This is a genomic window from Sphingomonas sp. GW821-FHT10F11 (assembly GCF_058809095.1).
Window position 1 is genome coordinate 42,258 of record NZ_JBXASH010000008.1, and the last position, 22,431, is coordinate 64,688.

At 66.7% G+C, this 22,431-nt stretch carries 18 protein-coding genes and 1 tRNA gene; 10 read left to right on the forward strand and 9 right to left on the reverse strand.

Going from position 1 to position 22,431, the window contains the following annotated elements:
• Positions 1-134: 134 nt before the first annotated feature.
• The 5 genes from AC1RT8_RS20015 to AC1RT8_RS20035 form a co-directional block, all read right to left on the reverse strand.
• Complete coding sequence (locus AC1RT8_RS20015) at positions 135-923, reverse strand: IclR family transcriptional regulator (protein WP_493077751.1); 789 nt, start codon at positions 921-923, stop codon at positions 135-137.
• Between the two features lie 85 nt (positions 924-1,008).
• Complete coding sequence (locus AC1RT8_RS20020; RefSeq protein WP_493077753.1) at positions 1,009-1,677, reverse strand: hypothetical protein; 669 nt, start codon at positions 1,675-1,677, stop codon at positions 1,009-1,011.
• Positions 1,678-1,687: 10 nt separating this feature from the next.
• Positions 1,688-3,193, reverse strand: coding sequence for a tryptophan halogenase family protein (locus AC1RT8_RS20025; RefSeq protein WP_493077754.1), 1,506 nt, complete (start codon positions 3,191-3,193; stop codon positions 1,688-1,690).
• On the reverse strand, positions 3,190-4,701 hold the full coding sequence (locus AC1RT8_RS20030) for a tryptophan halogenase family protein (protein ID WP_493077756.1): 1,512 nt from the start codon (positions 4,699-4,701) through the stop codon (positions 3,190-3,192). Before AC1RT8_RS20030 ends, AC1RT8_RS20025 begins: the two co-directional genes overlap by 4 nt.
• Positions 4,702-4,785: 84 nt before the next feature.
• Complete coding sequence (locus AC1RT8_RS20035) at positions 4,786-7,857, reverse strand: TonB-dependent receptor (protein WP_493077758.1); 3,072 nt, start codon at positions 7,855-7,857, stop codon at positions 4,786-4,788.
• Between the two features lie 587 nt (positions 7,858-8,444).
• On the opposite strand from AC1RT8_RS20035, the gene AC1RT8_RS20040 reads away from it, so the two are divergent.
• Positions 8,445-9,392, forward strand: coding sequence for a cupin-like domain-containing protein (locus AC1RT8_RS20040; RefSeq protein ID WP_493077760.1), 948 nt, complete (start codon positions 8,445-8,447; stop codon positions 9,390-9,392).
• Between the two features lie 6 nt (positions 9,393-9,398).
• Here the strand turns inward: AC1RT8_RS20040 and AC1RT8_RS20045 are convergent, their stop codons facing one another.
• Together AC1RT8_RS20045 and AC1RT8_RS20050 are read right to left on the reverse strand one after the other, a co-directional pair.
• The gene (locus AC1RT8_RS20045; RefSeq protein WP_493077761.1) at positions 9,399-10,193 is read right to left on the reverse strand and encodes a GDSL-type esterase/lipase family protein; all 795 of its coding nucleotides are present in this window, start codon (positions 10,191-10,193) and stop codon (positions 9,399-9,401) included.
• Positions 10,190-11,158 carry an alpha/beta hydrolase gene (locus AC1RT8_RS20050; protein WP_493077762.1) on the reverse strand — a complete coding sequence of 323 codons (969 nt, stop codon included), beginning with the start codon at positions 11,156-11,158 and terminating at the stop codon, positions 10,190-10,192. The genes AC1RT8_RS20045 and AC1RT8_RS20050 overlap by 4 nt, the downstream gene beginning before the upstream one ends.
• Positions 11,159-11,352: 194 nt before the next feature.
• On the opposite strand from AC1RT8_RS20050, the gene fucP reads away from it, so the two are divergent.
• The 5 genes from fucP to AC1RT8_RS20075 are packed head-to-tail and all read left to right on the forward strand — an operon-like array spanning position 11,353 to position 15,511.
• Positions 11,353-12,645, forward strand: coding sequence for an L-fucose:H+ symporter permease (fucP, locus tag AC1RT8_RS20055; protein WP_493077764.1), 1,293 nt, complete (start codon positions 11,353-11,355; stop codon positions 12,643-12,645).
• Complete coding sequence (locus tag AC1RT8_RS20060) at positions 12,642-13,460, forward strand: amidohydrolase family protein (protein WP_493077765.1); 819 nt, start codon at positions 12,642-12,644, stop codon at positions 13,458-13,460. The genes fucP and AC1RT8_RS20060 overlap by 4 nt, the downstream gene beginning before the upstream one ends.
• Positions 13,457-14,431 carry an aldo/keto reductase gene (locus AC1RT8_RS20065; RefSeq protein WP_493077767.1) on the forward strand — a complete coding sequence of 325 codons (975 nt, stop codon included), beginning with the start codon at positions 13,457-13,459 and terminating at the stop codon, positions 14,429-14,431. Before AC1RT8_RS20060 ends, AC1RT8_RS20065 begins: the two co-directional genes overlap by 4 nt.
• Positions 14,428-15,159: an SDR family oxidoreductase gene (locus AC1RT8_RS20070; RefSeq protein WP_493077768.1), complete on the forward strand. Its 732-nt coding sequence runs from the start codon at positions 14,428-14,430 to the stop codon at positions 15,157-15,159. Before AC1RT8_RS20065 ends, AC1RT8_RS20070 begins: the two co-directional genes overlap by 4 nt.
• Before the next feature lie 7 nt (positions 15,160-15,166).
• Positions 15,167-15,511: an L-rhamnose mutarotase gene (locus AC1RT8_RS20075; protein WP_493078021.1), complete on the forward strand. Its 345-nt coding sequence runs from the start codon at positions 15,167-15,169 to the stop codon at positions 15,509-15,511.
• A gap of 33 nt (positions 15,512-15,544) precedes the next feature.
• On the opposite strand, the gene AC1RT8_RS20080 is transcribed toward AC1RT8_RS20075, so the two are convergent.
• Positions 15,545-15,620, reverse strand: a tRNA-Thr gene (locus AC1RT8_RS20080).
• A 185-nt stretch (positions 15,621-15,805) separates the two neighbouring features.
• On the opposite strand from AC1RT8_RS20080, the gene AC1RT8_RS20085 reads away from it, so the two are divergent.
• Positions 15,806-17,089, forward strand: coding sequence for a PAS domain-containing protein (locus AC1RT8_RS20085; RefSeq protein ID WP_493077770.1), 1,284 nt, complete (start codon positions 15,806-15,808; stop codon positions 17,087-17,089).
• On the opposite strand, the gene AC1RT8_RS20090 is transcribed toward AC1RT8_RS20085, so the two are convergent.
• On the reverse strand, positions 17,082-18,041 hold the full coding sequence (locus AC1RT8_RS20090; protein WP_493077771.1) for a hypothetical protein: 960 nt from the start codon (positions 18,039-18,041) through the stop codon (positions 17,082-17,084). The two genes, AC1RT8_RS20085 and AC1RT8_RS20090, sit on opposite strands and share 8 nt — an antisense overlap.
• A 197-nt stretch (positions 18,042-18,238) precedes the next feature.
• Here AC1RT8_RS20090 and AC1RT8_RS20095 point away from each other — a divergent pair, with 197 nt between their 5' ends.
• From AC1RT8_RS20095 to AC1RT8_RS20105, 3 genes are read left to right on the forward strand one after another with little or no spacing between them, the layout of a single operon-like run.
• Positions 18,239-19,900, forward strand: coding sequence for an MFS transporter (locus AC1RT8_RS20095; protein WP_493077773.1), 1,662 nt, complete (start codon positions 18,239-18,241; stop codon positions 19,898-19,900).
• A 1-nt stretch (position 19,901) separates the two neighbouring features.
• Positions 19,902-21,032: an HlyD family secretion protein gene (locus AC1RT8_RS20100; protein WP_493077775.1), complete on the forward strand. Its 1,131-nt coding sequence runs from the start codon at positions 19,902-19,904 to the stop codon at positions 21,030-21,032.
• Positions 21,029-22,426, forward strand: a complete 1,398-nt coding sequence (locus tag AC1RT8_RS20105) for an efflux transporter outer membrane subunit (RefSeq protein WP_493077777.1) — start codon at positions 21,029-21,031, stop codon at positions 22,424-22,426. The genes AC1RT8_RS20100 and AC1RT8_RS20105 overlap by 4 nt, the downstream gene beginning before the upstream one ends.
• Positions 22,427-22,431 lie beyond the last annotated feature (5 nt).

A 22,431-nucleotide genomic window follows, 5' to 3' on the forward strand; every position in this document is an offset into this window, starting at 1 on the left:
GCCGGACTTGTTCCGGCACCATGTCTCCGCAGACGCCGCGGTCGTTGCGCACGCGGCATGATGGACCCCGGAACAAGTCCGAGGTGACGATGGAGGACTTGGCGGGATTCAGCGCTAGCAGGCGCGCGCCAGGATCAGATCCGGCTATCACCCTCGACCAGCTGATCCGAAATCCGGTCAGCCGCCGCCCGCACAAACGCCCCCGCATCGGCCCGCGGCAGATGCGGCCCGAGCTTCTTCAGGAACGGCACGGTCAGCGCCGCCGCTGCCACGCCCCCGCGCATCACCGGCGCCGAGATATCGGTCACGCCCGCCACGAACTTGCTCGGCGTCAGCTCGACGCGGCGCTTGCGCACCTCATCGGCATGAGCGCGAAAGCTCGCCAGTTCCTCGTCCCCGAGCGGCGGGCTGAGCAGCTTCTCCCAGCGCCGGCGCACATCCTCGGGCTGGAAGGCATAAAGCACCGCGCCCGACGCCGCCTGGTGCAGCGGCCGCCGATATCCGACCCGCACCGAGAAACCGAGCTGCTCGCTCGACTCCATCCGCGCCACCACCACCATCTCGCCCAGCGTATGCACCGCGAGGTGGCACGACTGACCGAGATCGAGCGATAGCTGGCGCATCACCGGCAGCGCCAGCTCGACCAGGCTGTACATGCGCGGCTGCTGCATCCCCAGCGAGAAGAGCCGGTCAGTCAGCAGATAGCCCTCGGCCGCGGAATCCTGCTCGATATAGCCGCGAAACTCGAGCACCTGGACCATGCGGAACAGCTCGCCATGCGAGCGCCCCAACTCGTTGACGATCGCGGTCAGGGTCATCGGTCCGCGCGCCGTCGCGAGCAGCTCAAGGATGTCGAGCCCCTTCTCCAGCGCGGGTGCCTTGTAGCGGCGGTCGTCGTCGATGTTCGTCTCGTCTGATGACACGCCGCGCCTCACTGCTCGATCGGGGGATACGATCAGATAGGACCGTCGATGGTCGGGCGGCAACCGTTTCGTCATGCGGGATCGCTCAGCGCTTCGGCACCGCGACATCGAAACGATGCGTCTCGCCGGCGAAGGCGATGCTGACGATCACCGATACGGTCTTGCCGCGCTTCAGTCTCGTCGTGACGACCTGCCCGCCATCCGCCGCGCCCGGCTTCAGGGTCATCGGCTTGAGCAGCACCGCGTCGAGCGCCGCGACCGCCGCTGCGGTCTTCGGGTCGGTCCGTCGTTGCGACCGGTCCATCGTGCTTTGCGGCACGCCGCCATAGGTCGTGCCCGAACCGCCGGTGAAGCCCGACACATCGGTCTGCCCATTGGGCGTGACCAGCATCGCGGCACCGGCATGGCTCTGGCTGGTATCTTCAGTTACGGTGCCCAGTGCCACCCCGCCCTGCTCGTCCAGCAGCGCGTTGCGCGGCACCAGCGGCACCGCCACGCCGTCGCGCGACGCGACCGAGACGCTGCCTGGCCCGAACTCGGCCGGCGCCTTGCCGCGGTTCAGCACGACGATACGCAGCACCAGCCGCCCGTTCGCCAGCGCGGGATCGGCCACCACATGCACTTCGCCGATCGCCTGTTTCGATACGAGCCCGGCGGTCGCGTCCCCGGTCACCACCGCTGGTGCGGTCTCCTGCGCCATCACCGGCGCGGCGCAGCCCAGCGCCACGGCGATCGCCCATCCAGCCTGTCTCATGTCTCTCTCCTTATCCGGCGCGGCAATGGCGGTCGATGAACTGCGCATGCCCCGGCATGCCCGCCGCCGTGTTCGCGATCACCTTGCGCATGCCGCCCAGCACCGCGCGCGCCTCGTTCAGCGGCACGACTTCGGCCAGCGTGTCATAGCGTTCGGGGCTGATCCCCTGGCCGAGCAACACGGCAAGCCAACTCGCTTCGTGGAACAGGTCCTTCTCCCGCTCGATCAGCCGGCCGCTATGGCGGAACATCTCGATCTTCGCCGCCAGCGTATCGGGAATGTCCATGGTGCGGCACGCCTGCCAGAACGGCCCCTCGCGCTCGGTCGCCTGATAATGCAGCACCAGGAAATCGCGCACCGATTCAAATTCCCGCGAGACCAGGCGATTATACTCCTGCCTCACGCGCGGATCGAAATCGCGGTCGGGGAACCAGGCGAGCAATTTGGTGATACCGCTCTGGACGAGGTGAAGGCTGGTCGACTCGAGCGGCTCGAGGAATCCCGAGGCAAGCCCGAGCGTAACCACGTTGCGTTCCCACGCGACCTTGCGCTGCCCGGTGGTGAAGCGCAGCCGCCGCGGATCGCCGGTCGCGGGCGTGTCGAGGCTGGCGAGCAGGATGCGCTCGGCCTCGTCATCGTCCATATGGCGGCTGCAATAGACATGGCCGTTGCCGGTGCGATGCTGCAGCGGGATGCGCCATTGCCACCCCGCCGCCCGCGCGGTCGACCTGGTATAGGGCGGCAGATCGGCCATGCGCGCGCTCGGCACCGCGATCGCCCGGTCGCACGGCAGCCACTCGCTCCAGTCGTCATAACCGACGCCCAGCGCCCCGCCGATCAGCAGCGCGCGGAAGCCGGTGCAATCGAGGAACAGCTCCGCCTCGAGCCGCCGCTCATCCTCGAGCACCAGCGCCTCGACGAACCCGTTATCCGGCCTCAGCGCGACCTTGGCGATCTTGCCCTCGACACGCGTCACCCCCCGCGCCTCGGCATAGGCTCGCAGGAACGCAGCATAGAGCCCGGCGTCGAAGTGATAGGCATAGGAGAAGGTCGAGAAGACCGAGCGCGGATCGTTGGGCGGCCGGTCGAACCTGCCGAGATACGCCGCCCCCTCGGTCAGCGAATAGGCCGAGAGCGGGGTCGTATCACCCTCAGCCCGCGCGCGCAGCCATTGCTGGTGGAACGGCGTCATCCCGAAATCGTCGCCATAGCGCCCGAACGGGTGGAAATAGCGATGTCCCGGCCGCAGCCAGTCGGCGAACTCGATCCCGAGTTTGAACGTCCCCTGCGTCGCCCGGACGAACGCCGCCTCGTCGATGCCGAGGATGCGGTTGAACGCCTGGATCGGCGGGATCGTCGCCTCACCCACGCCCACGGTACCGATCTCCTCGGACTCAACCACGGTGATGTGGCATCCGGTCCCGACCAGCGCGGCCGAGAGCGCCGCCGCCGCCATCCAGCCCGCACTGCCCCCGCCCGCCACGACGATCGAGCGAATGGCGTTACTGTCGGTCATGCGGCCAGCGGCGCCGGGCAGCACCGGGCAAGGAAGGTCGCGTGATCCGGCATCGCCTCCGCCGCCCGCGCGATGGCGCCGCGTCGCTGCGCCATGCCGCCGCGCAGATGCTCGATCGGCAACTGGTCGACGATCGGGTCATAGCGCCGCGGCAGTATCCCGTTGCCGAGGAAGATCGAAACCCAGCTCGGCTCCTGATAGGATTCCTCGCTGTAGAGCGGCACCCTGCCGCCCGCCTCCCACACCGCGATCTTGCGCGCGAGCGTCTCCGGGACTTCCGCCGCGCGGCATTGCGCCCACATCGCCTCGGGCCGGCGGCTGCGGCAATAGTGCAGGATCAGGAAGTCGCGGATGCGCTCATACTCGTTCGTGGTGACGCGGTTATACTCGTCGATCAGCACCGGATCGAAGGTCATGTCCGGCAGCATCTCCACGAGCCGCGCAAGCCCGGTCTGGATCAGCTGGATGCTCGAGGATTCGAGCGGCTCCATGAACCCCGCAGCGAGCCCGATCGCGACCACGTTGCGGTGCCAGAACTTCTCGCGATGCCCCGTGGTGAAGCGCAGCAGCCGCGGCTCGCCGAGCGGCGCGCCGTCGAGATTGTCGAGCAAGGTCGCCACCGCCTCGTCGTCGGAGATAAAGGCGCTGGCATAGACATGGCCGTTGCCGGTGCGATGCTGCAGCGGGATGCGCCACTGCCAGCCCCCAGCGCGCGCGGTCGACCGGGTAAAGGGCGTCATCCGCCCGCGCCGCTCGCAACCGACCGCGACAGCACGGTCGCACGGCAGCAGGTGCGACCAGTCGACATAACCCACACCGAGCGCCCGCGAGATCAGCAGCCCGACAAAGCCGGTACAGTCGATGAAGAAGTCGCCGACAATGACCTCGCCCCCATCCTGCATCGTCAAGCTTGCGACATTACCGCTTTCCGGATCGAGCACGACATCGGCAATCCGCCCCTCGCGTCGCCGCACGCCCCGCGCTTCGGCATAGCCGCGCAGATAGCGCGCATAGAGGCCAGCGTCGAAGTGATAGGCATATTTGAAAAACACCGCTTCGCCCTGCATCGCCTCGGGCGGCGCGAACCGGTCCCGGCGCGCGGCGGCATAGGGCATCGACCAATCGTCGATCGGCGCGGCCTCGCCCGCCTGGCGGAGCTTCAGCCAATGGTGATGTGGCGCCACGCCCTGGATGGCATCGCCATAGTCCCCGAACCCGTGGAAATGCACATTGCCTGCCTCGCCCCAGTCGCGAAACTCGATGCCCAGCTTGAAGGTGCCGTTGGTCCGCGCGACGAAGTCGGGTTCGTCGATGCCAAGCAGGCCATTGAACTGCGTGATCAGTGGCACCGTCGCCTCGCCGACGCCGACCGTGCCGATCTCGTCGGACTCGACAAGGACGACCTCGGCAAAAGGCGGCGGCATCAGGCGCGCGAGCAACGCGGCCGCCATCCAGCCTGCGGTGCCGCCGCCGGCGATCACGATCCTGCGGACGGGCGCCTGAGTCATGGAGACGGTCTACGCAATCAGGAGGGCGAGAATAGCCAAAAAACGCCCCCGGATCGCTCCGGGGGCGCAAGGTTACAGGAGGGGCTAGAAAACGCCACGCACAAGGAATGCGAACCGTCTATCGGTGTCCGTCCAGCTGTACCGCGGCTTGAGGTCGGGATCGCCGACATCAAGGAATGTTCGCGAGTTCAGCAGGTTCGTGCCCTGCACACCAATCTTGAAATGCTTGTCGATCGAGTAAAGGATCGATCCGTCGAGCTGGCCGTATTTCTCCGACCAGACCGGGAAGTTGATGTTCGCCGCCGACGTCGTCAGCAGGTAGCTCGACCGCCAGTTATAGGCGAGCCGCGCCGATATCCCGTATTTCTCGTAGATGCCCGCCACGTTGAACGAGTATTTCGACAGGCCCTCAAGTGGCAGATTCGGCCTGACCGCATTGGTGGTCTGGTTCGAATCGAACACGTTGACCGCGGTATTCTTCCCTCCCGTGCTATCGACGTACGTGAAGTTGCCCTGGAAGCCGAGGCCGCTGAGCGGCCCGGGCAGCATGTCGAAGAACTGGGTATAGGCCAGCTCGAAGCCCTTGATCGTGCCATGTGACCCGTTGGTCTGCTGAGTCACGTCGAAGGTCTGCGTCTGTCCGCCGCTCGTGTAGGTCTGCGAGGCAACGCCGGCGAAGATATAGTTGCTGATGTCCTTGTAGAAGGCAGCCAGGGTCAGGCTGTTCGACTTCGAGAAATACCATTCAAGGCTGACATCGAACTGATTCGACCGTGTCGGCTTCAGGTCGGGATTGCCCGCCGTGCCGGTAAAGGCAGTGACACGCCCCCCGACGCCGGTACCGTTGGCGATGCCGGTGGCGGAGTCGAAGGCAAAGCCGAGCGTGGTGAAGGGATTGAGCTGCGCGAAGGTCGGACGGATGATCGCCTTGGCCGCCGCCAACCGCAGTTGCAGATTGTCCTGGAGGAAAAAGCGCAGATTCAAACTGGGCAAGACATCGGTGTAAGAGCCACTATGCGCCTGAGTGAGCCCGCCGATATTGCCCCCGGCAAAGGCGAAGGCGCTGGCGAGCAGATTACAATCGGCCTGGGTGACGGTCTGCCCCGCCCTTGGTCCCGAAGTGATCGGGGTCCCGACCGTGCAGCCAGCCGTGGGTGCCGCCACACGGATTGCCGAACCGGTCGCGCCGGTGTCGGTGTTGACCACACGCACGCCGATATTGCCGTCGAAATGAAGGCCGCCGTCCGATCCGAAGCGGAGCAGAGCATAGCCGGCCCTGGTCTTCTCGCTCTGGTTGTTGATGCCGCCGCTGACATTGTCGGCACCGGGCGCCGCGAGCGAATAATCGCTGCTGAGCGGGGTCCAGCCCCAACCGCCCGATTCAGTGCTCTTCAGATAATTATAGGCGTTGGCGGTGCCGTTGCTGACGAGCGCATTGCTCGGAAACCAGAAGCTGCTGCCGATGGCAGGAACCCTGCCGCGGAAGAAGTTGTTGTAGGTGAACAACTCCGACTGCGCCGGAAGGCCGGGATTCTGGACACCACCGGCATAACCTGTCTGGTTGAGATAGACCGGGTTGCCGGTTGCGCCCCAATATTGCTCGCTGAGCAGCGCCCAGTTGTAACCGGTCTGACGGGTGATCGCGGTACGATCGGTCCCGCGCGCGCCCAGCCGGAACGACTTCAGGAACGGGTTGTCGATGAAGCTGTATTCCACATCGGCACGCCCGGCCCATTCATGCGCCTCATTATCCTCGATATGGTCCATCGCCGCGGCCCACCAATAGCTGCTCTGGTTGGTCCAGGTGCCGAAGCTGGCGCCCGGCCCGGCGGTGGGCGTGACCGTCATCGAGGGGTCGTCGCCGCGGAAATCGAACTTGAAGGTGCCGAGCGTGTTGGTCTGGGTGAAGGCGGTCATGCTTACCACCTGGGCCGTCGACTTCACATATTGGACATCGGCGCTGAACGCCCAATGCTCATCGGGTGTCCAGCGCAGGTTGAGCGAATAATCCTGGGTCTTCTTGTGCTGCGACCCGAACCGCGTATCGGGGTTAATCTGCCGGTTGGTGATCGTACCCGAAGTGAGCTCTCGATTGGGGCCGAAGGTAAAAGTCGTGTTGTCCGCGCCCGGCGCGCTATAATCGCCTACCGCATGCTCGATGTCGTGCGGATCCGCCTGGCCGACCAGTGCCTCGCCGGTCAGTAGCAGCGTATCGCTCGGTTTCCACTGCACCGATCCGACAAAGGCAGTCCGCTTCTGCTCCCAGTCGATCTGGCGGAAGCCCATACCGTTCGGGATAAAGACGTTCGTTCCGGCGGCCACGCCGTCCTGCGCCGTGGTCAGAGTGGCCCGATCATATCGGCCAGCCGAGATGCTGTCGGTGCGGTTGCCGACATTGCCGATACTGTACGACAGCAGCACGCCGATCTCGCCGAGTGGTGTCGACCAGCGGTTGCTGGCCAAGACATTGCCCGACCAGAAGCCCTTTTTGCGCAGATCGGCATAATTGTAATCGCCCGACGCCGCGAGGACGAGGCCGGTGGAATCGAACGGCTTGCGCGTGCGCAAATTGACGATGCCGCCAATGCCGCCCTCCACCAGTTCGGCCGACGGGTTCTTATACACGTCGACGCCGGCGAGCAGGTCGGACGAGACGTCCTCGAAGCTCAGCCCGCGACCGTTGTTCGCCGAGAAGACGTCACGGCCGTTGAGTTCGGAGCGGACCCAGGAAAGGCCGCGGATGAACACACCGCCACCTTCGGACGACAGGCGGGCGGGGTCGCGATTCTCGTTGGTGCGCTGAAGCGTGATGCCGGCGATGCGCTGCAACGCTTCCGACACCGAACGATCCGGCAGGGCGCCGATATCCTGCGCGGTAATCGAATCGACGATCTGTTCGGCATTCTGCTTGCGCGCCTGGGCGGACTGAAGCGAGGCGCGGATGCCGGTGACGACGATATCGCCCTTGGTATCGGTCGAAAGCGCCGAGTCCTGATCGGTCGTCTGGGCATCGGGACCCTGGCCCGCGCCGCCCCCGGCGCCGGTCTGGCCGGCGGCATCGGCCACTGCGGTCTGCGCCATTGCGGACATCGGCAGCAGCATCGCCGCGATCACGAGCGAGGACGCGCCAAGATGCCGGCGCCTGATGGCGGCCATCGGTCGGGCCGGTCCAGAAGCGATTTTCTCGAATACCATCAAAAGGGTCCCCTCCCCGTGAAGTCGGCGCCGTTCGCGACGCCCGTCATGCGTTGGCCTCGTCGGCAAGATCGCTGCGATCGAAGCATCACCGTCATCCGGAACCCGTCCGGCGTATCTGGCGGCAACAATTCGATTGAGCCTTCGATCCTCCCGATATGCGGCGCTTGAGCGCTTGTTCTGTTCTCATTGTCTAGCACTGGTAAAAACGATTTTCAAGCATGAGACATACGTTGTCATATTGCGATGCAGCATAAATTGACCAGTGCAGCGCGGCGGCCAGAATATCGGAAAACGGCCAAGAATATGAGCGCACATCGCCGGATCGGCCAAGTCCGACGTATCGATCTGCTCGCGCTTGCAACATCAGCGGCAACGCGATTATTTTTACATGTGCGTATCTTTTTCACGAAATTGGCCAGCTTTTCTGGTCGAATGCACGGTGCACGCGCTATGACCGTCCATCACGGGACTCGGGGCGAAGTCCGACACAGGGAGGCAGGATCATCAGGGCAATCCGCGAAGTCGACCCGGTCCTGTTCCGATCGGTGATCGCTGAGGCGCGGCCCGCCGTCCTGCGCGGGCTGGTCGCCGACTGGCCGGCCGTTGCCGAAGGGCGGCGGGGCGCGACCGACCTCGCCCGCTATCTGTCGGCGATGGACAGCGGCAAACCGGCAGGATGCGTGGTCGGGGCGCCCGCAATCGGCGGCCGCTTCTTCTACCGCGACGACATGACCGGCTTCAACTTCGGACGGCGCGACGCCCGGGTGAGTGATGTCTTCGGCCAGCTCCTCCACCAGGCGGCGACCCCCGAACCGCTCGCCATCGCCATGCAGTCGGCGCCGACCGACGAGGTGCTGCCCGGTTTTGCCGACGCCAATCCGATGCCGTTGCTCCCGGACGCACGCCCGCGGATCTGGATCGGCAACGCCATCCAGGTCGCGACCCATTATGATTCCAACGACAATATTGCCTGCGTCGTCGGCGGGCGGCGGCGCTTCACTTTGTTCCCGCCCGATCAGATCGCGAACCTCTATGTCGGCCCGCTCGAGATGACGCCGGCGGGTGCCCCAGTCAGCATGGTCGATGTCGAGGCACCCGATCTCGATCGCTACCCGCGGTTCACCCAGGCGCTTGAAGCAGCGGAGACCGCCGAGCTCGCGCCGGGCGACGCGATCTACATCCCCTATTTCTGGTGGCATGCGGTGCGCTCGCTCGATCCGCTGAGCGTGCTGATCAATTACTGGTGGAACGACGTCCGCGAAACGGCCTCACCGCTGAACGCACTGCTCCACGCGCTCCTCGCGATGGGCGAACTGCCCGAGGAACGGCGGGCGATCTGGAAAGGCATGTTCGACCATCTCGTCTTCCATGCGAACGGCGATCCCGCCGGCCATCTGCCAGATCATGTCCGCGGCGTGTTCGGCACGCTCACCCCGGAGCAGCGCCGCGACCTGACCGATCACCTCGCCCGCTCGTTGACGTCGAAGCCCTGACGCCGCTCAATGACGTTTGCGGCCAAGAACGCGATCGATCGCCGCCTGCGCGATCGGCACCATGCGGGCATAGCCATTCGCCAGCGGATGGAGGCCGTCACGCGTCAGGTCGCGCCGCAGCAACCCGCGCTCGTCGGCCATCGCGGCATGATAATCGGCAAAGCCATAGCCGCGCTTCCGGCAAAACGCCTTCAGCCAGGCATTGAGCGCACGGATCACGGCCGGATCGCGCTCCTTCAGCATGTCGCGTGCATTGTCGGTATAATTGTTGACCGGCAGGACCGATCCGAACACGACCGCGATGCCGTGCCGGTCGGCCAGGTCGGCCATCGCCTCGTAATTGGCCTCGATCTGCTGCTCGGTTTCCTGCTGCAGCACTCCGTTCAGGTCGTTGACGCCGGCGAGGATCACCACCGCCGACGGACGCAGCCCGATCACGTCCTGGTGGAACCGCAGCAGCATCTGCGCGGTCACCTGGCTGCCGATACCGCGATTGACATAGGACCTGCCCGGGAAGTTCTTCGACAAATCCCAAAGATCAGTGATCGAATCCCCGAGGAACACGACCCGGCGCTCGCCCGGCCGGGGCGGCGGCAGCGCCCGGTTCGCCGCGGCATAGAGATAGCGTTCGCCGAAATCCTGCATCAGGCTCGGCACCAGTTTCGCCCGGAACGGGCCGAGCCAGGGGCCCCAATCCTTCTCCGCAACCGTCCGCCGTTCGGGCGAACTCTGATAATGATCCTGTGCTGATGCCGGTATCGCGATCGCCAGCGCGGCCACCAGGCAGGCGAGCACTCTCATGCCGGGAACACGCCCTTGCGCACGGCATAGGCGGCGAACAGCCGAGGCCAGCTCATTACGGGCAAGGCCTGGGGCACTCGCACGCCGAAGCCGTGCCCGCCCTCATCGAAGACGTGCAACTCGGCAGGGCGCCCCGCCGCGAGCAGCGCGGCATAAAGCGCCAGGCTGTTCTGGACAGGGACCAGCCCGTCGTCCGATGCATGAACGAGGAAGGTGGGCGGCGTCTGCGCATCGACCCGCATTTCGATCGAATGGCGCTGCCGCTCGGCGACCGAGGCGCCCTCGCCCAGCAGATCGTCCCGCGATTCTACATGAGTGAAGGATGCGGCCATCGACAGCACCGGATAGATCAGCGCGGCGAGATCGGGGCGCGCCGACAGAAGGTCGGCCTCGTCCACCGGCGTGTAGAGCGGTTCGTCATGGCGCGTCGCGAGCGACCCGGCGAGATGGCCGCCCGCGGAGAACCCCAGTACCGCGATCCGCGCCGGATCGACCATGAAACGTCGCGCCCCGGCGCGGATGATCCGCATCGCGCGCTGTGCATCCTGAAGCGGCACTTCGCTCCGTCCGTTCCATCCCTCGACCGGCAAGCGGTAGCGCAGGATGAAGGCCGTCACGCCGCGCTCGTTCAGCCAGCGCGCCTGCGACGTACCCTCATTGTCATAGGCGAGGAAGCGGTAGCTGCCGCCCGGCACCACTAGCACCGCGGCGCCATTGGGCCGCACCGGCCGGCACACCACCAGCACCGGCCGGTCGATCCCGGTCAGCCAGCGATCGGGATGCCCCGGGTCCTTCGACTGGTCGTCATTCTTGGGCCGGATCAGGGTGCCGCGATCGCCCGGGATCGCGCCGGGCCATAAAGGAATGATCTCTTCCCCGGCAAAGGGCTGCGCCACGGCGGCACCCGGCATCAGCGCAAGCGTCGCGCCTGCTTGCATCACGGCTCGGCGAGACAGTTCGGCCATCCCCATCTCTCCCTTCGCCGCGCCTGGATGCACGATCGGCGTCGCGTTTGATAGGACAGGCAGGTCGCATTTCGCAATCCAATTAATCACTGGTGAAAACGTGTTTCACATTTCACAATGGCGGAACGATCGGCTATCACGACTCAAAGCCAGCCGTCGCGACAGGCGAGCGGGTGTCGTGGGAAGGAACGAGCATGCCCTTGTCAGGCGCCACCATCGACCGGCCGACCGAGCCGATCGCCACGCCGGCTGACTCCGCCGACACCACCAGCCGCCACGCGCTGATCCTGGTGATCGGGCTGTTCTTCCTCTGGGGTGTCGCCAACAACCTCAACGACGTGCTCATCGCGCATTTCCGCCAGGTATTTTCACTCGGCGACTTCCAGTCAGGGCTGGTGCAATCGGCCTTCTATCTCGGCTATTTCTGCTTCGCGATCCCGGCCGCCCTGTTCATGCAACGCTTCGGCTACAAGGCGGCGGTGATCTTCGGGCTGGGCCTGTTCGGGCTCGGCGCGCTGCTGTTCTGGCCGGCCTCGACCGCGCTCAGCTACGCCTTTTTCCTGCTCGCGCTGTTCGTGATCGCAAGCGGGCTCGCCTTTCTCGAGACGGCGGCGAACCCGATGGTGGCCGAACTGGGCCCGCCCGAAAGCGCGGAACGCCGGCTGAACTTCGCCCAGGCCTTCAACCCGCTCGGCTCGATCACCGGCGTGACGCTCGGCGCGTTGCTGATCCTGCCAGCCGGCGACGGCGCTCAATCGGCTATCGCCGACGCCCAGGCGGTCCGGTTGCCTTATATGCTGATCGCCGCGGTCGTGCTCGGCTGGGCCGCGCTACTGGCGATCACCCGTTTCCCGGCCAGGGCCTTGCGGCCGCGCGAGGCGGCGCCCGGCAGCCTCGCCAGCTATCGCGCCCTGCTCGGCCGGCCGCGCTATCTGTTTGGGGTGGTCGCGCAATTCTTCTACGTCGGCGCGCAAGTCGGGGTGTGGAGCTATCTGATCCGCTATATCGATGCGGCCTTGCCCGGCTTCGGCCAGCGCAACGCCGCCTGGCTGCTGACCGCGTCGCTCGCTCTGTTCATGGTCGGCCGTTTCGTCGGCAGCGCCCTGCTCGCGCGGATCAGCGGGGCACGGCTGATGCTTGGCTTCGCGGTGATAAACGCCCTGCTCTGCCTGCTCGCCACTATGGTCGACGGCCCCGTCGGCGTTGCCGCGCTGGTTGCCACCAGCTTCTTCATGTCGGTCATGTATCCGACGATCTTCGTGCTGGCGCTGCGCGATCTCGGGCCGCTGACCAAGCCCGGCGCGTCGCTGGTCGTGATGGCGATCATCGGCGGCGCGGTGATCACCGCGCTGATGGGCGTCGCCTCGGACCAGGCCGGCACGATCCGGGCGGCGATGGCGGTGCCCGCGCTCTGCTTTGCTGTGGTGGCGCTGTTCGCACGGAGCCATCTATATGACCGAGTGGTACGGGAGGTCATGGCGGCTTGATCGACGCGCATGTCCATGCCTGGCGCCTCGGCCGCAACGACTGCATTTGGCCGACCGCCGATCTCGCCGCGATCCACCGCGATCACGAGCTTGTCGAGATCGAAGGGCTCGCGGCACCACGCGGTGTCACCGCCGCGATCGTGGTGCAGAGCCAGGAGAGCGGGCGCGACACCGACTGGCTGCTCGACCAGGCCGCAGGCAATCCGTTCGTCGCGGGTGTCGTCGGCTGGGCCGATCTCGCATCGCCCGATATCGGGTCCCTACTGGACGGACTGATCGCGGCGGGGCCGTTGGTCGGAATTCGGCTAATGCTTCAAGACCTGCCCGCCGATGCGTTCGACGATCCGGCGCTCGATACCGGGCTTGCGCAACTCGCCGACCGAAACCTCACGCTGGACACTCTGATCCGGCCCAGGCATCTCCCCGCGCTCGACCGCCTCGCGGACCGTCACCGGCAGTTGCGCGTCGTCATCGACCATGCCGCCAAGCCCGATATCGGGACCGGGGGCCATGCCATTTGGCGCGATGCGATCGCGCCGCTGGCCCGGCGTTCCTGGGTCGCCTGCAAGCTTTCCGGACTACTGACCGAAACGGCCCCCGACCAGTCGCCCGAGGCCGTGCTCGCCTATATCAGCACAGCCCATGCGCTGTTCGGCAGCAATCGGCTGATCTGGGGCAGCGACTGGCCAGTACTCAATCTGCGCGGCGACTATGCCGGCTGGCTGGCACTGGCGTGCGGCGCGATCCCAGCCAACGATCACGACGCGGTATTCAGCCGCAACGCGCGCCTCTTCTATCCCCGGATGCGGGCATGAGCGTCGCCCTTCCCCGCCTCGGCATGGGCACGGCGGCGATCGGCAATCTCTACCGCACCGTCTCCGAAGAAGAGGCGCAGGCGACCGTCATGGCCGCGCTCGATGCCGGAATCCGCTATTTCGATACCGCGCCGCATTACGGCTTCGGTCTCGCAGAGCGCCGGCTGGGCGCGGCGCTCGTCGGGCATGATGCGATCGTTTCGACCAAGGTCGGCCGCCTGCTCGAACCGACCGCCCTGCGCGGCACGCGGCACGGCTTCGTCGATGCCGATCCGTTCGAGCCGATGTTCGACTATAGCGCCGACGGCATCCGGCGATCGCATGAAGCGAGCCTGAAACGCCTGCGCCGCGACCGCGTCGAGATCCTGCTCGCGCATGATCTCGGCGCGATGACTCATGGCGACCGGCACGAGCAACACTGCCACGCCTTTCTCGACAGCGGCTATCGCGCGATGCGCGCGATGCGCGATGCCGGTGCGGTCGATGCGATCGGCATCGGCGTCAACGAGGTGGCGATCTGCCTCGACCTGTTGCCGCGCATCGACCTGGATGTGATCCTGCTCGCCGGGCGATATTCGTTGCTCGATCGCGACGCAGCCGAGGCGCTGCTCGGGATGTGCGCCGAGCGCGGTGTCCGTGTGATCATCGGCGGCCCCTATAATAGCGGCATCCTGGCGCAGGACGATCTCGGTGACGCCGGGGCGCTGCACTATGATTATGCGACTCCTTCCCCGGACATCCTGGCGCGCGCGCGCCGGCTCGCGGGGATCTGCGCGGTACACGGCGTGACGCTCCCCGCCGCCGCGCTGCAATTCCCGCTCCGCCATCCGCAGGTGGCAAGCGTGATCCCGGGGATTGTCGGCGTACCGCAACTACGCGACACGCTGGCGCGACTGGCGACCCCGATTCCGGAGGCGCTGTGGACAGCGCTCGACCGCGCAGACATTCCCCTTCGACAAGAGGCATCATGACTCAGCGACTAGCCGGAAAGACCGCCCTCATCACTGCCGCCGGACAGGGCATCGGGCGTGCTTCGGCCCTGTTGTTCGCGGCGGAAGGCGCGACCGTAATCGCGACCGACCGCGCGCCCGCCACATTGGCGGGCCTTGACGGAATCGATTGCCGCGCGCTCGATGTGACCGATCCCGCCGCGATCCTGGCACTGCGCGATACGATCGACCCGGTCGACATCCTGTTCAACGTCGCCGGTGTGGTTCAGGGCGGCACGATCCTCGACTGCGACGAAAGCGCCTGGGCCTTTTCGATAGATCTCAACATGACCGCGATGTACCGCACGATCCGCGCCTTCCTGCCGGGCATGCTCGACAGGGGCGGCGGCGCGATCGTCAACATGTCGTCGATCGCCAGCTCGGTGAAGGGCATCCCCGATCGCTTCGCGTACGGCGCGACCAAGGCCGGTGTGATCGGCCTGACCAAGGCGGTCGCCGCCGATTTCGTCGGCCGGGGCATCCGCTGCAATGCGATCTGCCCCGGCACCATCGATACCCCCTCGCTCCAGCAGCGGCTGCGCGACACCGGCGACTATGAGGCGGCCCAGAGCGCCTTCGTCGGACGCCAGCCGATGGGCCGCCTCGGCCGCGCCGAGGAGATCGCCGCGCTGGCGCTCTACCTTGCCAGCGACGAAGCGAGCTTCACCACCGGGGCGGTGCATGTCATCGACGGCGGCTGGATCAACTAGGGTGACCATGCGCCACGTCCTGCTGATCGACCTTATCGACGAGGCGGAAGCGATCGCTCGGTACGAGGCATGGCACGCCGCAGGCGCCCTGCCGCCGGCGATCGGCGACAGCATCAGACGCGCAGGCATCACCGCCATGGAAATCCACCGTACCGGCAACCGCCTGGTCATGGTGATGGAAACCGCCGATGGATTCGACCCCGCGCTGAAGGCAGCTGCCGATGCCGCCGATGCGGCGGTGCAGGCCTGGGAAGCGCAGATGGACCAGGTCCAGCGCCCGTTACCCTGGGCAAGCGACGACGCCAAATGGACGATCGCCACCCGCATCTTTTGCCTGGCGGAGCAGCCCTGAGGGGAGAAACCGCAAATTTCCGTCATTTGTGGGTGGTGCCGCTTACAGGACTCGAACCTGTGACCCCCGCATTACGAATGCGATGCTCTACCAACTGAGCTAAAGCGGCATATCCCCCGGTGCGGCCCTGGACGGGCTGTCGCGAGGGGGCGGCGCTTATCATCTGGTTCGGCGCCTGACAAGCGCTCAGGGCCGCAATCGCATCGCGCCACCCCTTTACGCAACGTTTACCACGCCGGGTGCAGACAGTTCCCGTAACGGGCTGGTCCAAGGCCCTTAAGGGTGGCTTTCTGCATGGATAACGTCCGCGGTTTCGAAGAGGATCGGGGGATCGAGCACGATCACGATGCGGGCGCGAGCGGCGTCGAGGATCCGCGACTCGATATCGGCACCGACGAGCGGCGCATGCATGTGCGCGCCTATAATCACTGGGTCTCGCTGCTGCGCGGGCGCGCCTATCCCTCGATCGAGGATCTCGATCCGGCCAATATCGCCGATTTCGGCCCGCACAGCGTGCTGCTCGATTTCTCGAACGGCATCGAGGATCCGGCGATTCCCTATCTGGGCAAGCTGCTGCGCGAGGAATGCGCGCTCGATCACAATGTCACTCATATCGCCCAGGTGCCCAGCCGCTCGCTGCTGTCGCGCCTGACCGACCATTATCTGCAGATCATCGCGAATCGCGCGCCGATCGGCTTCGAGGCCGAGTTCGTCAACACGCGCGGCCACAACACCATGTATCGCGGCATCCTGATGCCCTTTTCCTCGGACGAGGATTCGATCGACTACATCTATGGCGTGATCAACTGGAAAGAGCTGGTCGACGCCGAGACTCAGGCCAGGCTGGATGCCGAGGTCGATGCCTCGCACCGCACCGCGCCCAAGCCCGCTGCGACCGCGCCGGCCTGGGCCGATGGTCCGAGCGCCGGAATCGAGTCGCTGGAAGAGGAAGAACCGGCGGGCCGCGGCATCGGATCGAACGCGCCGAGCGGCAGCCTGACCGACCAGCTGATGCTCGCGCAGCAGACCGCCGCCGCGGTCCGCGCCGCCGACACGCGCACGCGCAGCACGCTCTACCGCGCGCTCGCCCGCGCGCATGATTTCGCCGCTGCCGCCGATGCCGATCCCACCGCCTATGAGCTGCTGCTCGATCATGCCGGCATCGCGGTGCAACTGCGCGCGCCGATGACGCCGGTGGTGAAGCTCGTCTTCGGCACCGATTACGACAAGACCCGCCTGACCGAATACGCCGCCGTGCTCTCCCATGCCCGCCGCATCGGCGTGGCACCGGGCGGGCTGACCGACTTTCTCGATGGCTTCGAGGGCGGCATCAAGGGCGTGGTCAAGGCCGAGCGCGATGCGAAGAAGCCGGCGTCAGCGCCGAAATCAGCCGATCCGGCCACCGTGCTGGATGCGCGCCCGGTGCTCGCCAGCCTGACGCTGGAGACGGGGCTTCACCTCGGCGACTATGTCGTCCTGCTCGCCCGTGCGGGCGACGGCGACACGCTCGATATCGTCGCGACGGTTGACGGCGATATCGCCCTTACCCAGCGCGCGATGCGCCAGGCGATCAGCTGACCGCCGGCGGATCGCTGGCCGGGAAGCTTTCCACCAGCGCTTCATCCAGCTCCCGGTCGAGGCGCCGTGCCTGCGCCGTCCCGGCCAGCCATCGCGCCAGATTGGCCACGTAAAGCTGCGCCGATCGCCATGCCTCGGGGGTCGCGACCAGGCTGCCGCCCGGCGGCTCGGTCACGAAGCTCGGCGCGCCATGCGCCACGTCCCAATTATAATCGACGAAATGATGGAAGGTGGATTGCGCCACCGCCGGCCCGGCACCGTCCCGCGGCTCGAACGCCACCGCGATCGCGAATTCGGCCCCGGTCACCTTGCTGCGGCCAGTCGCGATGACGCGTGCGCTCGGATCCTCGGGCGGTGCCGACACATCGCCTTCATGCGGGTGAGCGGGCAGATAGCGCAGGAAACCCTCCGGCGCCTCGGGGTCGGCGAGCAGCGGATGGACCGGGTCCGCCGGCACGATCTCCTGATAGTCGCCGTTCGAGCCCGAGTGAAAGTTCGGCCAGAGAATATAGGTCGTATAGGGATCGTCGATCGCCTGGCGCGCCGGATCGGGATCGACATTGTGCGTATGGAAATGATGCGCCCGGCCGACCCCGCCCAGCTCGCAGACTGACGACCCCAGGTCCATATGGTCGCGCGACACGAGCAGGCCGCCCCCGCCCGCGCGGAACCGGCCGATCGCGGCGCATTCGGTCGCGTTCAGACCGTCGCCGACATCGACCGCGAACAGCCACAATTCGTCGAAATCGCTCTCGTCGATCCGCGCCAGCACGGGGTCGTCGGCGCCCGGCGGTGCCGCCCGGTCGCGTGCCGTCACGTCGTAGAGCGGGGCGCCGTCGTCACCGCGCGCGCCCTCCAGCAGCCCACGCAGCACGGAGAAGCGCGCGACGCTCCAGTCGTCCTCGGCCGGCTCGATCGTGGTTTGCAGCAGGATGCGGATTGGCGTCGGCACGGTTTGATCCTCAGTCGCTCGGCGGAAGCCCGCAGCCCTCGCCCAAGGGCATAGATAGGCTGTGCGACCCGCTTTTCACCCCGTACCTAGGGCGTAATTGACGCTTGCAACGCCGTCCTCCTAAGCGCGTCATTGCCATTTCCGGCCGATCGCCCGGATCGAGTCGGAAACCGCGCTGGGGCAAGAAGGGCAGGAGCGTGGCGGAATACGTCTTCAAGCCGCACGAAAAGCCGACGCTGCCGGGGTCGCCGGCCAATCCCGACCACCCGTCGCACCGCCGCGTCTTCTATTTCCTCATCGGCTGTCTGATCGGCATCACCGGCGGGCTCGGGAACGCGCTGGTCACGGTCAATCTCAACTTCGCGCAAGGGACGCTCGGCCTCAACAGCAACGAGAGCGCCTGGCTCACCGCCGCCTATTTCATGACCAATGTGACGGCGAACCTGCTGCTGGTGAAATACCGTCAGCAATTCGGGCTGCAGCCCTTCGTCCGCTATACCGTGGGTGCCTATGCCGCGACGACGTTGCTACATTTGTTCCTCCATGATTTCTGGACCTCGGTGGCGGTGCGCGCAATGAACGGCATCGCCGCCAGCGGCCTGACCACGCTTACCATCCTCTATTTCTTCCAGGCGATGCCGGCGCCGAAACGGCTGGCCGCGGTGATGATCGGCATCAGCATCCCGCAGCTCGCCTCGCCGTTGGCGCGGGTCTTCTCGCCCCGGCTGCTCGAATGGGGCGACTGGCACAATCTCTACTGGTTCGAATTAGGCCTTGCGCTGGCGACGCTCGCCGCGGTGATGAGCCTGCCGCTGCCGCCGAGCGAGCGCGAGGACGTGTTCGAACCGCTCGACTTCCTTACCTTCGGCCTGTTCGCACCGGGCCTGTGGCTGCTCATCGCCGTCCTGTCCGAAGGGCGGATCGAATGGTGGACCGACCGCGCGTGGATGGGATGGGCACTCGCCGTCAGCGTCGCGCTGATCGCCGCAGCCGTGATCGTCGAACACCGCCGCGCCAACCCGCTGATCAACACCCGCTGGCTCGCCACGCGGGAGGTGCTGCGGCTGATGGCGGTCGCGGCCTCTGTCCGCGTTCTGCTGTCGGAACAGGCTTATGGATCGGTCGGGCTGCTGACCGTGCTCGGCATGATCAACGACCAGATGGTCGTGCTCAATGTGATCGTCGTGCTCGCCTCGATCGCCGGCCTCGCCACTGCGGTACTCACCTTCCGGCCCGACAATATCGCCCGCCCGATCACCGTCGCGGTCATCCTGATCGTGATCGCCTCCTTTATGGATGCCAACGCCACCAACCTCACCCGCCCAAGCAGCTTCTATATCAGCCAGGCGCTGATCGGCTTCGCCTCACTGCTGTTCCTCGCCCAGGCAATGGTGATCGGCATCGCGCGCACCCTGCTCGCCGGCGGGCGCAACTTCATCAGCTTCGTCGTGCTGTTCAGTATCAGCCAGAGCATGGGCGGCCTGGTCGGCAACGCCCTGCTCAGCACCTTTCAGGTGATGCGCGAGAAATTTCACTCGCATGAGCTGGTCCAACACATCGTGATGACCGACCCGCTGGTCGCCGCGCGTATTCGCGCAGGCGGCGGCGCGATCGCCGGCGTGGTCGGCGATCCGGCGCTGAGGAGTGCCCAGGGTGCGGCCATCCTGGCACAGCAGGTCGCGCGCGAGGCAAACATCCTCGCCTTCAACGACGTCTTCCTGCTGGTCGGGGTGCTCGCGATCCTCGTCGCCTTGTGGGGCTTCGCGATCCGCTGGTCGGTCCGGCGGCGGGGTGAAAAATCGCCAGTCGTCCTGTTGCAGCAGGCGATGCAAAAGGCACAGGCGCAACAGGAACAATGAGATGAGCGACACCAAAACGGAAGCGCCGCCAGCAGCCGAGCCCGTTCCAGCCGTCGATCTGCCTGCGGAAGCGGCCCCGAGCAGCTGGCGCCCCGCGGTCAAGACCCCGCCGGTGATCATCCTGATCGTGCTTCTGGCGCTCTGCGCGATCCTGGCCATCCTCTATGCCTGGCGCCTGCCGCCCTTTGCCGGCTGGAGCGAGAAAACCGACAATGCCTATGTCCGCGGCCGGGTGACGATCATCAGCCCGCAGGTCAGCGGCTATGTCACCGAGGTCCCCGTGCAGGATTTCACCGAGGTGAAGGCCGGGCAGGTGCTCGCCACGATCGACGACCGCATCTACCGCGCCCGCGTCGCCCAGGCCGAGGCGAATGTCGCGGCGCAACAGGCGGCGCTGGCCAATTCGAGCCAGGCGCAACGCTCGCGCGAGGTCGCCATCCAGAGCCAGGATGCCGGCATCGCCAATGCCACCGCCCAGTTGGTCCGCGCCCAGGCCGATATGAAGCGCGCCCAGGCGCTGGTCGCCGACGGATCGATCTCGACCCGCGAATTCGACCAGACCCGCGCCACCCTGCTCGCGGCGGAGGCGGGCGTGCGCCAGGCCCAAGCCAGCCGCTCGATCGGCACTCAGGACGTGCGCACGGTGGTGGTCGGCCGGAGCGGGCTCGAAGCTTCGGTGGAGGCAGCCAGGGCGCAGCTCCGCCTCGCCCAGATCGATCTCGACAACACCATCATCCGCGCGCCCGAGGCAGGGCAGCTGTCCGAGATCGGCGTGCGCCGCGGCGCCTATGTCACGGCCGGCGCGCAATTACTGTTCCTCGTGCCGCACAATGTCTGGGTGGTCGCCAACTACAAGGAAGCGCAGACGCGCGACATGGTCGTCGGCCAGCGCGCGCGCTTCAAGGTCGACGCGCTGGGCGATGCGGCGCTAACCGGTCATGTCGAGAACATGGCCCCCGCCGCCGGTTCCGAATTCGCCGTGCTAAAGTCGGACAATGCCACGGGCAATTTCGTGAAGGTCGCGCAGCGTATCGCCGTGCGTATCCGGATCGACCCGGGCCAGCCGCTCGCGGCCCGTCTGCGGCCCGGCATGTCGGTCGAGCTCAGCATCGACACCCGTAAGCGCCCATGATCCGGGCAGCATCCGTCGCGCTGCTGATGCTCGCGTCCTGCGCCGGCCCGGCGGTGGAAACAGCCAGTGTCGCCCCCGTCGCACCACCCGCCGCCTGGCGCACCGACGCCGGGCCGGTCGCCCCGCTCGACCGCACCTGGTGGCAGGCGTTCGGCGATCCCGCGCTGACCGCGCTCGTCGAGAAGGCGCTGGCCAACAACCCGGACATCGCCATCGCCGCCGGCCGCATCCGCGAGGCGCGCGCCAATCTCGACCTCGCCCGCTCGCAGATGCTCCCCGCGATCGATGCCGGCATCAGCGGCGGCCGCTCGCGCTCGGTCAGCGCCTTCGGCCAGCCGCTCGAGCAGAACGCGTTGCAGCCCCAGCTCCAGGCAAGCTACGAGATCGACCTGTTCGGCCGCCTCGCCGACCAGCGATCGGCCGCGCGCAACGCGTATCTGGCAAGCGAGGCGGCGCGCGATGCCGTCCGGCTCTCCGTCGCTGCCGCCACCGCGAGCGGCTATGTCACCCTGCGCGGCCTCGACGCGCGGCTCGAGGTCGCCCGCTCCACGCTCAACGCCCGCACCGAATCGCTGCGCATCGCCCGGTCGCGCGTCGGCCGCGGCTACTCCCCCAAGCTCGAACTGCAACAGGCCGAGGCCGAATATGAGGCGACCGCGCAGATCATCCCGCAGATCGAGCTCGGTATCGCCCGCACCGAGGACGTACTCAGCACCCTCACCGGCGAGACGCCGCAGACGATCGCGCGGGGCCTGTCGCTCGACGCGCTGACCGAACCCGCCATCCCCGCCGGCCTGCCCTCCGAGCTGCTCCGCCGCCGCCCCGATGTCGCCCAGGCGGAGTATCAGCTCGCCGCGACCGACAAGTCGCTCGCCGTCGCGCGCAAGCGTTTCTTGCCCCAGGTCCGGCTCACCGCGGCGGCCGGCGCCGCCTTTTCCACTCTACTCCAGGACCCGATCACCATCTGGTCGGCAGGCGGCAGCGTGCTCGCACCGATCTTCTCGGGCGGCCGTCTCACCGCCCAGGCGGAAGCGGCTGGCGCCCAGCGCGACCAGGCCGCTTTCACCTATCACCGCGCGGCGCTCACCGCCTTCCGCGAGGTCGAGGACGCCCTCGCCGCAGCCGCCCGCCTCGACGAACAGGCCGCCTCCGCCCACCGCCAGCGCGATGCCCTGGCCGAAGGGCTCAGGCTGGCGACCAACCGTTACCGCGAGGGCTATTCGCCCTATCTCGAGCAGCTCGACGCCCAGCGCGGGCTGCTCGGCGCGCAATTGTCGCTCCTCCAGATCCGCACCGATGCCCTCACCGCCCGCATCCAGCTCTACCAGGCCATGGGCGGCGGCTGGTCGCTGTGCGAGGCCAGGGCGGAGGCCTGCGCGACCCCCGGGTCCTGACCCTG